This is a genomic window from Pseudonocardia alaniniphila (assembly GCF_022524485.1).
In the GTDB taxonomy this organism is placed as follows: Bacteria; Actinomycetota; Actinomycetes; order Mycobacteriales; family Pseudonocardiaceae; genus Pseudonocardia; species Pseudonocardia alaniniphila.
In genome coordinates, this window is record NZ_JAKXMK010000038.1 from 60,258 (window position 1) to 75,035 (window position 14,778).

The 14,778-nt window shown below is 69.1% G+C and carries 13 protein-coding genes; 6 read left to right on the forward strand and 7 right to left on the reverse strand.

What is annotated here, in order from left to right:
* Positions 1–41: 41 nt before the first annotated feature.
* Positions 42–1,247, reverse strand: a complete 1,206-nt coding sequence (locus MMF94_RS35200; protein WP_277398887.1) for an NAD(P)/FAD-dependent oxidoreductase — start codon at positions 1,245–1,247, stop codon at positions 42–44.
* A 311-nt stretch (positions 1,248–1,558) separates the two neighbouring features.
* Here MMF94_RS35200 and MMF94_RS35205 point away from each other — a divergent pair, with 311 nt between their 5' ends.
* Together MMF94_RS35205 and asnB are read left to right on the forward strand one after the other, a co-directional pair.
* Positions 1,559–2,299 carry a sensor histidine kinase gene (locus tag MMF94_RS35205; protein ID WP_241041787.1) on the forward strand — a complete coding sequence of 247 codons (741 nt, stop codon included), beginning with the start codon at positions 1,559–1,561 and terminating at the stop codon, positions 2,297–2,299.
* Between the two features lie 364 nt (positions 2,300–2,663).
* On the forward strand, positions 2,664–4,511 hold the full coding sequence (gene asnB / locus MMF94_RS35210) for an asparagine synthase (glutamine-hydrolyzing) (RefSeq protein ID WP_241041788.1): 1,848 nt from the start codon (positions 2,664–2,666) through the stop codon (positions 4,509–4,511).
* 246 nt (positions 4,512–4,757) lie between these two features.
* Here asnB and MMF94_RS35215 read toward each other — a convergent pair whose 3' ends face one another.
* Positions 4,758–5,330, reverse strand: a complete 573-nt coding sequence (locus MMF94_RS35215) for a dihydrofolate reductase family protein (protein ID WP_241041789.1) — start codon at positions 5,328–5,330, stop codon at positions 4,758–4,760.
* A gap of 131 nt (positions 5,331–5,461) precedes the next feature.
* Between MMF94_RS35215 and MMF94_RS35220 the strand changes: the two genes are divergently transcribed.
* The gene (locus MMF94_RS35220) at positions 5,462–6,439 is read left to right on the forward strand and encodes a DUF5937 family protein (protein ID WP_241041790.1); all 978 of its coding nucleotides are present in this window, start codon (positions 5,462–5,464) and stop codon (positions 6,437–6,439) included.
* A gap of 93 nt (positions 6,440–6,532) precedes the next feature.
* The gene (locus MMF94_RS35225) at positions 6,533–7,210 is read left to right on the forward strand and encodes an alpha/beta hydrolase (protein ID WP_241041791.1); all 678 of its coding nucleotides are present in this window, start codon (positions 6,533–6,535) and stop codon (positions 7,208–7,210) included.
* A 722-nt stretch (positions 7,211–7,932) separates the two neighbouring features.
* On the opposite strand, the gene MMF94_RS35230 is transcribed toward MMF94_RS35225, so the two are convergent.
* Positions 7,933–9,012 (reverse strand): NAD(P)/FAD-dependent oxidoreductase, encoded by a 1,080-nt coding sequence (locus MMF94_RS35230; RefSeq protein WP_241041792.1) that lies wholly within the window; start codon positions 9,010–9,012, stop codon positions 7,933–7,935.
* Between the two features lie 184 nt (positions 9,013–9,196).
* On the opposite strand from MMF94_RS35230, the gene sigJ reads away from it, so the two are divergent.
* Positions 9,197–10,114, forward strand: coding sequence for an RNA polymerase sigma factor SigJ (gene sigJ / locus MMF94_RS35235; RefSeq protein ID WP_241041793.1), 918 nt, complete (start codon positions 9,197–9,199; stop codon positions 10,112–10,114).
* Positions 10,115–10,158: 44 nt separating this feature from the next.
* A complete protein-coding gene (locus tag MMF94_RS35240; protein WP_241041794.1) occupies positions 10,159–10,539 on the forward strand; it encodes a hypothetical protein in 381 nt (126 codons plus the stop codon).
* 59 nt (positions 10,540–10,598) lie between these two features.
* On the opposite strand, the gene MMF94_RS35245 is transcribed toward MMF94_RS35240, so the two are convergent.
* The 4 genes from MMF94_RS35245 to MMF94_RS35260 form a co-directional block, all read right to left on the reverse strand.
* Entirely contained in the window at positions 10,599–11,135 is a 537-nt protein-coding gene (locus MMF94_RS35245; RefSeq protein ID WP_241041795.1) for a YkgB family protein, read from the reverse strand.
* Between the two features lie 216 nt (positions 11,136–11,351).
* A complete protein-coding gene (locus tag MMF94_RS35250) occupies positions 11,352–13,067 on the reverse strand; it encodes an acyclic terpene utilization AtuA family protein (protein WP_241041796.1) in 1,716 nt (571 codons plus the stop codon).
* Positions 13,064–13,897, reverse strand: a complete 834-nt coding sequence (locus MMF94_RS35255; RefSeq protein WP_241041797.1) for a TIGR03084 family metal-binding protein — start codon at positions 13,895–13,897, stop codon at positions 13,064–13,066. Before MMF94_RS35255 ends, MMF94_RS35250 begins: the two co-directional genes overlap by 4 nt.
* Before the next feature lie 2 nt (positions 13,898–13,899).
* Positions 13,900–14,658: an enoyl-CoA hydratase/isomerase family protein gene (locus MMF94_RS35260; RefSeq protein ID WP_241041798.1), complete on the reverse strand. Its 759-nt coding sequence runs from the start codon at positions 14,656–14,658 to the stop codon at positions 13,900–13,902.
* Between the last annotated feature and the right edge of the window lie 120 nt (positions 14,659–14,778).

The window sequence follows — 14,778 nt, forward strand, 5'->3', positions numbered from 1 at the left end:
TCCGTCGAATGGCGTGGCTGCGACAGCGCTGCACGGTCAGATCACATGAACGGCAGACTGGGGGCTTCCAGCGCCCACGCCAGAATCGCCTCGGCGTCGTCAATCGGCGGATAGATCAGCTCAGCGTTGATCATCTGCTTGACGTTCTTGGCATCCCCGCGGGTCGCAACGACCTTTCGGTTCCACCCGGTGGTCAGGACCGCACCGGCCGGACCGAGATCGAGGCACGTCACATACGCGGGAGGCGCGAAGACCGCTTGCTTCGTGCCGAGCAGGTCGGCGGCCGCGTTGACGCCGGCGAAGTGGCCCTGCGGTATGGCGTACTGGCAGCTCTGCGTCACCGTCTGCCCCTCCTCCACTCGCGGGGCCGCGGTATCTCCTGCCGCATAGACACCGGGCACCCCCACGACCTGGAGGAAGTCGTCGACTGCCAGCCGCCCCAGGTTGTCCCGAGGCGCCGGAACCTGCGCGGTCAACGGGCTTGCGACCATTCCGGCCGTCCAGATGACGGTCGCTGCCGCGATCTCGGATCCATCGGAGAGCCGGGCTCCCTCAGGTGTCGCAGACTGCAGGCTCACTCCGAGTCGCCGTTCGACCCCCAGCTCGTTCAGCGCTTCGAGAATCTGCGGTCGCGGACCCTCGCCGAGTTCGTGCCCGACATTCTCGTTGCGGTCGACGAGCACCACCCGAACAGGCTCGGTCTCCCCAGCGATGGCCCGCAGTCGCCAGCCCAGCTCGGTCGCGATCTCGATGCCGGTGAAACCCGCGCCCACCACAACGACCGTGAAGCGCCCGTCGGAAGCGGGCCTACTCGGAAGCCGCCGAAGATGGGCCTCCATAGCCGCCGCTCCGGCCAGCGTGTCGATGTCGAACAGGTGCTCGGCACCTGGCAACGAAGGACGGACAACGTGACTGCCGGTAGCCAGAACAAGCCGATGGTAGGGCAGCGCCATCGAGGTTCCGTCCCGCCCGACCCCGCTGACCTCCCGATTCTGGGTGTCGATTCCCGTGATCGTCGCTGCAACTCGCTCGACGCCGATCGGACCGAGAACCCGGTCGAGCGAAAGGCGCATGCGTTCCGGGTCAGCTTCGTAGAGGCGGGGTCGGATCACGAGGTCGTCCCCCGCGCTGACGAGCGTGACGCGCATGTCCGACTCGGGCACTCCTGCCGCCCGGCGCTGCCCCACCGCAGCTACCGCGGACCACACGCCCGCGAACCCGCCACCAATAATCAGAACTTCGGACACCAGGTCTCCTCGATCCTCGGCGATGTCAGTGATGAGCAGGTCGTCAGCGCGGTGTACGAGAGCGTCCAGTCGAAGCCGGGCCGTGGGTGCTCGCCGCGAAGGCCTGCTTACGGCGTGAGGACGAGATCGAACGTCGGCGGTGTGACAGGTTTCGCGCTCGGTAGATGTGCGTCACAGGGCGAACCGCCCGTCCGAGGCGGCCACGCTGTGACCCTTCGCCCCCGATCGTGAACAACGATCGGTGCTGTGACGATGACAACGCGAGCATCTCCCGCTTGTCACAGACAGCCGGTCCCTCTCGTCCTATGCCCATGAACAAGAGCAGGCTGATCTCCCGGCAGGTCACAGTTCGCGGCCCCACCGGCCTTCTCTCCACGGCGCTCACCAATGCGGACAGCCGCAATGAACTGGCGGCGTCGCGGGCCCGGATCGTGGTGGCCGCTGACGAGGCACGAAGGCGATTCGAGCGTGACCTCCACGACGGCGCGCAGCAGCGGATCGTCCTGCTGGCGCTGGAGTTGCAGAATGCGGAGGCAATGACCCCGGAGGGTCACGAGGAGCTGCGGGAACAGCTTTCCCGGATCGGCAAAGGGCTTGCCGGCGCGCTCGAGGACCTGCGGGAGCTCTCCCGCGGCCTCCATCCCGCGATCCTCTCCGAGGGCGGCCTCGAACCGGCCCTGCAGGTGCTCGCCCGCCGCTCGGCGGTGCCCGTCGAGCTCGAGGTGGATATCGACGGCCGATTCGAGGAGGGCATCGAGGTCGCGGCCTACTACGTCGTCTCCGAGGCGCTCGCCAACGCCGCCAAGCACGCCGACGCGTCAGTCGTCGAGCTCGATGTCCGAGCTCGGAACGGCGATCTGGACCTCGTGATCCGCGACAACGGTATCGGCGGGGCCGACCCGGCCAGGGGCTCGGGACTGATGGGTCTCACGGATCGCGTCGAGGCGCTCGGCGGGACGATGACAGTTGTGAGCCCCGTGGCCGTCGGCACCTCGATCCACGTCGAACTGCCTGTCGGTCTCCCGGCTTCTCGGTTGCCGTCGAGACGATGACCAACGATTTCTCACACGAGAACATCGACCCACGCTTTGTCACCAGGCGGTCGTCGAAGGATTCTTCGATCTACTCCGAGCGGCCGAGTCGGGGGTGGTCCGGACGCGGTTCTCGCAGGTCGAGGGGTCTTGCGAGGATCGCGGTTGTCGACCATGTTCTCCGACGCGACGTCCACGGAAGTCTTACCACAGCAATACGGAAGTTTTGCCGCAGTTTCCGGAAGCCTGCATACGGGCCGATGATCCGGAGACAGACGCCACAGCAGCAGAACTGATCTACCTGCCACAAACCGCACGTACCACGTTGCGCGAAGCAATGTTGCGTCGCACCGTTGCCCCGAAGCAATTATGGGGAGGTCGAAACATGTGCGGAATCTGCGGGTGGGTGGATTACGAGCGCGACCTGACGGCGCCCGACGCGCGGCAGGCGTTAGCGGACATGACGGCGACGATGGCCCCTCGCGGGCCGGACGACGTGGGAACGTGGGTGGACGGCCCGGTGGGCCTCGGGCACCGCAGACTCGCCGTCATCGACATCGAGGGCGGCCGGCAACCGATGACGCTGCAGGAGGGCGGCCGCACCACCTCCGTGCTCGTCTACAGCGGCGAGGCCTACAACTACCGCGAGTTGCGCGAGCGGCTGGCCGGGGCGGGCCGCCGGTTCGAGACCAGCAGCGACACCGAGGTGGTGCTGCAGGCCCACCGTGAGTGGGGCCGTCGCGACCCGCGCGATGCCGTGCGTGAGCTCAACGGGATGTTCGCCTACGCGCTCTGGGATCCCGCTTCCCGGGAGCTGTTGCTCGTGCGTGACCGGCTCGGCATCAAGCCCCTCTACTACTACCCCACCGAGCAAGGGGTGCTGTTCGGGTCCGAGCCCAAGGCGATTCTCGCCAACCCCCGCGCGGAGCGGGTCATCGACGTCGACGGGTTGCGCCGGGTGCTCGGGTTCGTCGCCGACCCCAGCAACGCCGTGTTCCGCGGCATGCGCGAGGTGCCGCCCGGCCACATCATCCGGATCACTCGAGAGGGCATCGAGCAGCTGCGCTACTGGGAGCTGACCGACACCGGGCACAGCGACGATGTGCCCACGACGGTCCGGCACGTTCGTGAGCTGCTCGAGGACACGGTCCAGCGGCAGCTCATCTCCGACGTGCCGCTGTGCACGCTGCTGTCGGGCGGACTCGACTCCTCGGCCCTGACCGCGCTGGCCGCCCGCTTCAGCGAGGAGCGGATCCGGTCCTTCGCCGTCGACTTCGTCGGCTACACCGACAACTTCAAGCCCACCGCGCTCCGCGGCACACCCGACGGCCCCTACGTGCAGGAGGTCGCGAAGTTCGTCGGTACCGACCACACCGACATCACCCTGAGCTCCGCCGAGCTCATGGACCCGGAGGTGCGGGCGACCGTATGGCATGCCCGCGACGTGCCGACCACGATGGGCGACGGCGACACCTCTCTCTTCCTGCTGTTCCGCGCAGTTCGGCAGGGCTCGACGGTGGCGCTGTCCGGGGAGTCTGCAGACGAGGTGTTCGGTGGCTACGTGGGGTTCCACGATCCCAAGATGGTCGCGGCGGACACGTTCCCGTGGTTGCTCGGTCCTTCATTTCGCGCCCTCGACATAGGCCAGTTCCTGGACCGCGGACTGCTCCAGAAGCTGGACCTCTCCGGCTATCTCGACGACCAGTACCGCAGGGCGCTCGCGGAGGTGCCCGAGCTGACCGGCCCGATAGCGGCGAACCCGCACGAGCGACGCATGCGCGAGCTCTGTTACCTCTACCTCACCCGGTTCCTCCCGAACTTGCTCGACCGCAAGGACCGGCTGAGCATGGCCGTGGGTCTCGAGGTCCGCGTGCCCTTCTGCGACCACCGCCTCGTCGAATACGTGTTCGGCACCCCGTGGGCACAGAAGACCTTCGACGGGCGGGAGAAGAGTCTGCTGCGCGCCGCGACCGCGGACCTGCTGCCGCAGTCGGTGGTGCAGCGGGTCAAAAGCCCGTATCCGGCCACCCAGGACGCGGCCTACGACGAGATGCTGCGCACCAAGGTCGCCATGCTGATCAAACGGCCCGACTCCGCGGTGGCGCCCCTCCTCGACGCCGACGACGGCGCCCTCGGAGATCCCAGCAGGTGGGAGATCAGCAGGGCGGGGCTGGAGCAGATGCTGTCGCTCGATGCCGTGCTGACCCGCTACGGCGCCACGCTCGCTCTCTGAGACGGGGATGTGACGCCGGATCCTTGAGTCCGCGACGAGCGATACCGCGAGGTTCCGCCGGGCCGCGAGCATGGCGTTGTACTGCGGGTGGGCGTTCACCGACTGCAGCGCGAGGCCACCACCGATCTCGCCGTGCCCGCGATTCGCCGCCGCACGATGATCGGTCATTGATCACAGCTCCATCCCGCGTCCACGACGAGGGACGGCGGTGAGTCGCTTTCCTCGCCCTCCCTCGTCGGAATGGCGTCAGGGCTTCGAGACGCGGTAGCGCAGGTGGGTCACGGACCCCGCGGCAGGGTCCGCCACCGGGATCAACTCGGCACGTTCCCCGGCGAACAGCCGGGTGCCCTCCCCCAGCAGCAGCGGGACGAGGTGGATGAACACCTCGTCGAGCAGGCCCGCCCTGAGCAACTCCCGAGCGACCTCTGCACCCAGCACCCGGACGTCCTTGTCCCCCGCGGCCTCCTTGGCGTGCCGGGCCGCGGCCTGCAGCCCCTCGAAGGTGAACGTCCCGCCGTTGTCACCGAGGAGGTTCTCCCTGGTCCGGTGGGTGACCACGAAGGTGGAGACGCCAGGCCAGGGCGTGCCGCCCCACGGGCGCAGGCCGAGGTCGAAGGTGTGCCGTCCGATGACGGCGGCGCCCACCGTCGCATTCAGCTCCCTCGAGACGGCCAGGTCGACATCGCCATCCGGCCCCTTGCCGGCGTGCCACTCGTGCAGCCGCTCGCCACCGTCGCCCATGGGCTCCTCGTCGCGGACGTTCGGACCGGTCGTGAACCCGTCCACGGACATCGACACATCCAGCACGATCTTGCTCATCGCGAGCCTCCTCGATCCGCCGGCGCCGCCGTCCGGCGCCGCTGCCGACCTTGGCCGGTTCGTCGGGATCTCCCGATACTTTTAGCCAGGACTAAAGGCTGCACCGCGGGCGGAACCAGCGTGGAGGCTCGATGATCGTGTGGCGGCTGCTGCCGGAGGACGTCGCGCGGATCAGGTTCGCGTTCTCGCCGCTGTTCGAGCTCGTGTTGAGTCTGGTGGTGCTACGCGCGCCGGGCGAGCACTCGTTGCACCTGCCCTGGGTGCGTGCGACCCGTGCCTCGGTGGCCGACCTCGACCTCGCCGAGGTGTTCGCGATCACTCCGGTGCACGGGTGGATCGCCGACTTCATCACCCCGGCTCCATCCCAACCGCAGCCCGACATCGCCACCGAGCTCGACGCGGTCCTGCGTACCGAACCGCAGCGAGTGATCAGCGACATCGCCGACGTTCCGAACGTGCCCGAGGAGGTGGCCCGCCGGATCCGCGCGGACCCCGAGGCCGCCCTCATCCGCATCGTCGACACGCTCGAGAGGTACTGGAACGCGGCGATGGCCGAGCACTGGCCCCGCATCCTGAGCCTCCTCGACGCCGACGTGCTGTGGCGGTCACAACGGCTCGCCGGCGGCGGCTTGCACGCGCTGTTCGACGACCTGCACGAGACGGTCACCCTCGACGGCGACCGGCTGACCGCCGCCGATCCTTTCGAGTACACCGGACAGCTGTCGGGAGCAGGTCTCACCCTCGTGCCACACGCGATGGGGTGGCCGTGGGTGCGCAAGTTGACCGGTCGCCGGAAGCCGGGGTTCGCGGGCGAGCCGTACCAGCCGATGATCGCCTATCCGGTCCGGGGCGTCGCGACCTTGTGGGAGGCCGCTCCACCGCCGCCCAACGCACTCGCCGCCCTGATCGGCCGGACCCGCGCCGCCATCCTGACCACCCTCGCCGAGCCGGCCACCACCACCGAGCTCGCCCGCCGGATGGGGCTCACTCCCGGAGCCATCAGCCAGCACTTGTCCGTTCTGCACGCCAGTGGACTCGTATCTCGGACCCGGACCACCAGAACGGTGCTCTACCGCAGAACCGCACGGGGCGACGTCATCACCGAATAGCCGCCTCGCGATCAGTGATCATGCGCCGAGGCGGTCTGGCCGACCACGTACGCTGTGTCCGGACATACTGTCCGATAATCGGGGGGAAGCGTGATGACGGTTCAGCGGCCCACATTCGTCCTGGTTCCCGGAGCCTGGCACCTTCCGTCCACCTGGGATCTGCTGCGCGGGGAACTCGACGCCCTCGGCTACGCGAGCCGCGCGGTGAAGCTGTCGACCACCGGCCCTGATCCACGAGGCGGTCTGCGGGAGGACGCCGAGGCGATCCGCGCGGCGATCGAGGCGATCGGCGGCCCGGTCGCCGTCGTCGCCCACTCGTACGGCGGCATCCCGGCCACCGAGGGCGCGGCAGGCCTGCCCAACGTGCAGCGCCTGATCTACCTGGCCGCCTACGTCCCGGACGTCGACGAGTCGATGTACACCCTGCACGGCATGCCTGACCCCGATTCGGCGGAGGGCGTGTTCCCGATCGGCTCGGACCCGCGGGCCCAGCTCTACGCCGACGTCCCCGAGGCCGTGGCCGACCTGGCCGTCAGCCGGCTCGTCGACCAACTCCACCAGCCGTTCGCCGACCACGTGACCCGCGCCGCGTGGCACACCGTCCCGTCGGCCTACATCGTCGCCGAGCAGGACGTCTCGCTCCCGGTGCAGCTGCAGGAGCAGATGTCCTCCCGCGCCAAGACTGTTCACCGGATCCCGACCAGCCACTCGCCGTTCCTGTCCCGCCCGGCCGAGCTGGCGGCGCTCCTCGACGAGATCGTCACGGGCTGACCGCGAGGCCGACGGCGCCGCGGGCGAGACCCGTGTGGCCCGGTGCCTGCCCTCAGCTCGCGCCTGCTGTCACGGACCGTGGCGTAACGGCGTCGCAGGGCCCGGCCGCACCTCATGATCAGCATTTGGGGACGCGCTGCCGTGCCATCAGCAGCTGCAGACCCCCAACTGGTGATCATGAAACCGCCGGACCGGCAGACGAACGAACGGCCGCCCCCCACCCCGGCCGGATGGCCGGCCCGGCGAGCACCTCGGCTGATCAGCAATTGGGGACCCGCAACTGGGCCAGCCACAGCTTCAGGCCCCCAAACGACGATCATGAAACCGCGAGATCCGGCGGGCGGACGAACGAGCGGCCCGCCCGCCCCGACCTACCGGACGAGAGTCACGCTCCTTCAGCTCACGAGTCCGCGGGCCTGGCGGGCACCCCGGCCAACCTCATGATCAGCAATTGGGGACCCGCAGCCGTGCCATCAGCAGTTGCAGACCCCCAACTGGTGATCATGAAACGCGGGCCCGCCAGGCCACGAAACGAGCGGGCCGCTCACCCGGACTTATCGGGCGGAGGTGCCGCTCGCTCCCTCGCGTACGACATCACGATCGCGAGTGGTCAGACGCTCGAACGCCCCCAGGCCGATACCAGCGGCGACGTCGCGAGGTCGGGCAGCAGACCCGCGTCGAGGTTGGCGAGGTGCTGGTTGGTGGCAGGACTCGTCGAGCGGTCAGCGTGCAGCGAGACGCAACGAGCGCACGGTCGAGCGGACCACCTGTTCCTTGAGAAGGGCGGCTTTCCGACCGGTCACGATCAGATCCTTGGGTTTGTCGTCCGCGCCGACGAACTGAACCAGCCCATTGCGCCGCCCCAGGCTCATGACTTGCGCGTAGTACCGGAAGGACAACGGCTTCGGTCGCTTTCCACGCAGCTCGGCGACGATGTTCCTCCCGGCGCGCGACCCGAGCGGCAGAGCAGTCGCGCACGCCATCCGCAGTTCTCCGGCAGCCGCGGTGCGCGCCGCGGCCGCGTCTCCGACCACGTAGATGTCGGGGTGGGAGACCGATCGCAACATCGCGTCGACCTGGATCCGCCCGTCCACGGTCAACGCCAGGCCTGCGGATCGTGCGATCTCGGCGTTGGCCCGCAGGGACGCCGTCCATACGATCACGTCGGCATCGAGATCTTCCGGTGCCGCCGGGCGTCCCTCCTCGAGGCTGATACCCAGATCGCGGAACGTCGAGCGCACGTGGGTCCGGCCCTTCTCCGACAACGCGGGGCCGACCTCGCCCGCGGTGACCATGCTGATCTTCCAGGCCCGCTCTGCCTCGGCCAGCTCGCTCGCCATCTCCACGCCTGTCGCCCCACCACCGACGACCGTCAACGTGCCCGGGCCGTCGTCGAGACGCTTGCGTAGATAACGCGCAGTTTCGGAGGTGAACAGGCGTCCGTCCTCAGTGGAACCATCCCCGAAGGTCTGCGTCCGGCTGCCGAGTGCGTAGACGAGGAGGTCGTAGGGGTGACGCCTGCGGTCGTCGGTGACCACCTCCTTGCGAACAGGGTCGATGTCCGTCACGCGGGCTGCCACATGCCTGATGCGCTTCTTCTCCAGGAATGACGACAGCGGATGAGAGATGTCGTCGCGTCCGGCAGCCACCTCGTGTTCCCGGACCCGTTCGCTGAAGTGGGCCGCAGGATCGATCACCGTGACGTCCGCCTCATCAGCGGCCCGCAGTGCGGCCATCAGCCCGCCGTAGCCGGCACCGAGCACGAGAACACGATCGCCGGCCGTTTTCCTCTTGTTCGTCATGGCACCACGACGGATCAGGGTCGGCCCGTGTGACATGGGGTCTCGCCACCTGGGGTTGTCCCGGTGTCACACGCCCGCATGCTGCGTCGTCCAGATCACGGGTGCGGGCGAAACCGCGTAGCCAGGCAGCGAGAGGGTCCGGAGATATGCAGGGAGCGGTGTATGCCGTAGCCAGGGGCCGGTCATGAACGACGAACGGTCCCTGGCCACCGCCTACACGCGGGCACGGCCCCGACTCGAGCGGATCGCCTACGCCATGACGGGTAGCTACGCCGAAGCCGAGGACGTCGTATCCGACAGTTGGCTACGGCTGATCGCCGCACACGCGAGCGAACCCGTGCAGAACGTCGAGGCCTGGGCGACTGTCGTCGTCGCCCGCCGCGCCCTCGACACCCTGCGCTCCGCTCGCGTACGCCGGGAGACCTACGTCGGGCCGTGGCTTCCCGAGCCGTGGCTCGAGGCACCTCCGGCATCAGATCCCGCCGAGCGGGTGGCACTCGACGACTCCGTCAGCTTCGCGCTCATGGTGGTGCTCGAGACGCTGAGTCCCGCCGAGCGCACCGCATGGGTCCTCCACGACCTGTTCGGCATGGAGTTCTCCGAGGTCGCTCAGGTTGTCGGACGGACACCGGCCGCGGTGCGACAGCTCGCCGCGCGGGCACGCAAGCACGTGGCTGCCGGCACGCCGCGTGTCAGGGTCGACCACGCCACACACGAGGCAGTCGTCGCCGCGTTCAGGCGAGCCACGATCGACGGTGACCTACCCGGCCTGATGACGGTGCTCGATCCGGACGCGACTCTCACCAGCGACGGCGGCGGAAAGGTCCGTGCGGCCCTGCGACCCGTACATGGAGCGGACCGGGTTGCGCGGCTACTCATAGGGCTCGCGAGTCAGTTGGACAGCAACAACCATCCGATGTCGGTGATGGTCAACGGCGCGCCTGGGTTCGCGATCCTGAAAGGCGGCGAGTACGACTTCGTGATCTCCCTGACGGTCGAAGACGCTCGCATCACCCGGGTCGACATGGTTCGGGCACCCGACAAACTCGCCACACTGCCAGAGGATGAATCCAGCGCTGGAACCGGAGAAACACACACATGAACGAGCGAAGCTTTCCGTCGGTTGCCGTCACTACCGTCACCGTGGTGAGCGCCGGTGTTCTCATCGGACTCGGCGTATGGATGTGGGGATGGCCGGCAAGCTTCTCCGCCTACGTCAACTTCCCCATACATGTTCACTTTCTGCACGACATGGGCGTCTTCCACATCGGGCTGGCCACCGGAATGCTCGTTGCCCTGTTCCGGCGAGACGCGATATACGCGGTGCTGCTCGGCTTCACAGTGATCTGCGTATTGCACGCGATCAACCACGTGATCGACCTCGACATCGGGGGCAACCCCAGCGACCCGTACCTGATCGCCGGGCAGGCCGTCATCAGCGGTGTCGGCGTCTGGTTGCGTGGGCGTCAGCTCGCAGGCCAACCGCAACGGGCGGACACAGCCGATCGGAGCACGTCGTCCTCCTGAGCAGCGGACGGACCGTGAATTCGTTCGCCGCATGAGCCGGTCGGACCGCCCGGACCCCGTTATGTCACTGAACTGGCGGGGGTCCTCGGCCGCCGGCCGGCAAGCAACGAGTCGCCCAGGGTCCAGACCGAGGCGCCCAGCAGTACGAGATCCTTGATCAGGAATTGACCGACCGGTGACAGCGCAGGGAAACCTCCGGCGGAGGCATCGCCGACCCCCGGGGTCGTGAACAGGAAGCTCAAGGTACTGAGGAACACGAGTGTCGCAAGAACGGAACCAACGACAGAAGACCGGGGCAACACGAGCTTCAGACAGATCAGCACGGCTGCGGCGATCTCGACGGTTCCCAGCACGTCGGAGAGCGTTCGAACGGTGAGAACGCTGTCCATCCAGCTCATCAGTGGGCTATGTGATATGTACTGCTGAATGCGAACCGCCTCTGATCCCGTGTACTTCAGCGCCCCGATCCAGGCGATTACGACGGCGAGGCCATACCGCAGGATGATCATTCCTGCGGTCGATACCCGCCCTTCGATCGCATGCATCAATTCGATCGCAGTGGCCACCACTTTGTACTCCTCCTCTGCGTACGACACGCAACCCGACAGTACGACGGACGCCGAAGTCCGCGGTATTCATCGGCAGCGATCGCGCCTTACAGGCCCATGACGATTCCCCGGTTGCCGTAAATGTCCAGCCCGCGTTTGTTGACCCGCTTCTCCGGCACGCTGTGCTTCTCCGGGCTGAGCGCCTGCTACGACGTGCACTGGATCGTGGAGGAAGGGCCGGGCTGGGGTCGGCCAGGGCGCCCGTCAGCCGAGAAGCTCCTCCGGCACGTCCACGAGCCGGCTGCGCAGGTACTCCCCCAGGCCCTTCGCCTGCGGGTCCGGTCGGGTGGACGAGGCGACGCCCGCGCCGAGGATCCCGTGCACCACGACGTTCAGCGCCCGCAGGTTGGGTAGCGGCCACACGTCGATCGGCAGGTCGGCGGCCTCGGGCCCGAGCAGCTCGCGGGCCTTGTCGGCCGTGAAGAAGCTGCGCAGCCAGGCGTACTCGGCATCCGTGCGTGTCCACAGCCCGACGTTGGCGTTGCCGCCCTTGTCCCCGGACCGCGCCCCACACACCGCACCGAGCGGAACCCGCACACGCGGCCCGTCGGAAACGGCAGCGGGGACGGAGATCCGCGGCGCCGGAGGCACCTCGCCGACCTCCGGGTCGACGATCACTCGTCGCTGCCCGTCGGGCAGGACGACCGCGTGCTGCACAGCCGAGCGCGCGACGGTCGCGGGCCGGTAGATCCCGTACGTGGACTCCGGGGTGGGTGGGGTGGTGGTGTGGAACCCCGCGTACCCGCCCAGCGCCAGCTCCATGGTGGCGCCCGAGAACGAGCGCCCGACCTTGCGCGGGTCCGGATCCTTGACCGTGATCCGCAGGTGGGCGGTGGCGCGGTCGTTCGACGGCGCGTCCGGGGTGTCGAAGCGCAACAGCCGGACGTCGACCTCGGCGAACCGGTCCTTGCCGCCCAGCACGTCGAACAGGAGGGCCTCGGCGTGCGCGGCCTTCGCCTCGATGTCCAGCCCGGTCAGCACGAGTGTCATGGTGTTGCGGAAGCCACCCGCGTCGTTGAGCGCGACCTTCAGCGTCGGCGGCGGCGCGCTGCCGCGCACCCCGGAGATCCGCACCCGGTGCTCGCCCTCCTGGGCGAGGCGGATCGTGTCGAAGTGCGTGGTGCAGTCCGGGCCGAGGTAGGAGGGCTCGGCTATCTCGTAGAGCAGCTGGGCGGTGACGGTGCCAACCGAGACCAGCCCGCCGGTGCCCGGGTGCTTGGTGATCACCGACGATCCGTCCGCAGCGACCTCGGCGATCGGGAACCCGGGGTAACGACGATCGGTGATCTCGTCGAGAAAGGCGTAGTTGCCGCCCGTCGCCTGCGGCCCGCACTCGATCACGTGCCCGGCGGCAACCGCGCCGGCAAGGGCGTCCCAGTCGCCGTGCCCCCAGCCGTGCCACCAGGCCGCGGGCCCGACGACGAGGGAGGCGTCGGTGACCCGCCCCGTCACGACGACGTCGGCTCCGGCCGCAAGGGCCTCGGCGATCCCCCAGCCACCGAGGTAGGCGTTGGCGGACACGGGCTTGCCCCCGACGGGCGGGGTGATCGCTCCCAGCGAGCCACGCAGATCGTCGCCCTCGACGTGCGCGACCTTCACATCCAGCCCGAGCTCGGCGGCGACCTTCCGGATGGCCGCGGCCAGCCCGGCAGGGTTGAGCCCGCCGGCGTTCGCGACGATGCGGATCCCCTTGTCCAGGCACGTTGCGAGTACGGCCTCGACCTGCGTGAGGAACGTCCGCGCGTATCCGGCGGAGGGATCCTTGGCCTGCGCCTTCGCCAGGATGAGCATGGTCAGCTCGGCGAGGTAGTCGCCGCACAGCACGTCGATCGGTCCGCCCTCGACCATCTCGCGGGCGGCCTCGATCCGGTCGCCGTAGAAGCCCGAGCAGTTACCGATCCGGACAGCGCGCCTGCTCATCCCGACTCCTCGCTTGCGCTCGTCGGCCGCGCCGCTCCCCCGAACTGTCCTGGCTCGCGGCCCTTGCCCGCCGTCCCCGCGAAGGCCTGCCCGATCTCGGCCCACTCCAGCGCGGCCGGCCCGGTGGCCGTCAGCGCGAGGTCGTCGCTGTGGCGCCGTTGGGTGATGAGGAGGGCGAAGTCCAGCGCCGGTCCGGTGATCCGGTCGGCCGCGTCCTGCGGACCCCACGTCCACCGCGACCCGTCGGGCGCGTCGAGCTCGACCCGGACCGGGACGTCCGGCATGGCACGGCCGTGGACCGCGTAGCTGAACGCACGCGCCCCGACCCCGATGTGGGCGACGTGCCGCAGCCGCACGCTCGGCACGCGCGCCACCCCGAGCGCGTCGGCGACGTCCTGACCGTGCGCCCAGGTCTCCATGATCCGCGCCGTGAGCGACGACGCCGCGCTCATCGCCGGCCCGAACCAGGGAACCCGCAACCCCGGCTCGAGCCCGCGGAACGTCTCGACCAGGTGCTCCCGCGACCGGTCGAACCAGCGCAGCAACTCGGCCCCGGGCAGGTCGCGGTACCGCGCGGCGACGGCGTCGGGGTTCACCCCGCCTGCGGCCCGTATCCGCTCCAGCTCGGCGCGGAAGGCGTCGGGGTCGACGGCCGACTGCACGGCGACGTCGTCGAAGTACGCCAGGTGCGAGACCTGGTCGGCGATCGTCCAGCCCTCGGCGGGCGTGTCACGCCGCCACCCGCTCTCGTCGAGGCCGGCAAGCAGCCCGCGCAGCTCGGCGGACTCGGCCGTGAGGTCGTCGGCGAGCGCTGTCATCGAGACGGGCACGGTTACCTCCCCTGCCAGACGGGGGCCCGCTTGTCGCGGAACGCCGCGGGCCCCTCCTGCGCGTCGGCCGACCGGTACACCGGCGCCCAGATCTCCTCCGCGCGGTCGTAGGCCTCCGCGCGGGTGTGCTCGGCCGACAGGTACGCGGTGCGCTTCGCCGCCCGCACCGACAGCGGGGCGTTCGCCGCGATCCGCTCGGCCAGTGCCTGGGTACGTTCGCGCAGCTCCCCGGCCGGCACCACATGGTTGACGAGCCCGACCTCGCGGGCCCGATGGGCATCGAGCGGATCGCCGGTCAGCAGGATCTCGAGCGCCACCCGTGGAGGTACGAGCCACGACAGCGGCGCCGCCCACGGCGATCCGCGCCCCACCTTGACCTCGCTGACGGCGAACCGCGCATGCTCCGCGGCGACGACCAGATCGCACTGCTGGGCCAGCAGGAAACCGCCCGCGTACGCGACGCCGTTGACCGCCGCGATCGTCGGCTTGTCCACGGCCACGTTGCGCCGGAACTGCGGGAGGAAGTCCGGTGGCGGGACCCCCAGACCGGTCTCGGCCATCTCCTTGAGATCACCGCCTGCGCAGAACGCCTTCTCCCCGGCCCCGGTCAGGACGAGCACGGCGGCGGAGTCGTCGGCGACGAACCGGCGGGTGCCCTCCCACAGCCCGTCCCGCACGTCCTTGCTCATCGCGTTGCGGGCCTCGGGACGGTCGATGGTCAGCCAGGCGACGCCGTTCACCACCTCGTACGTCGTGCTCATCGCACTCCCTGCGCGTAGCCGATCTCGGTGTCGTCGAGCCGCAGCGCGACCCGACCGGCATGGTCAGCCGTGGCGCGGCGCAGCAGAGTGGCGATGCTCATCGTCGAACTCCCCTCCGGA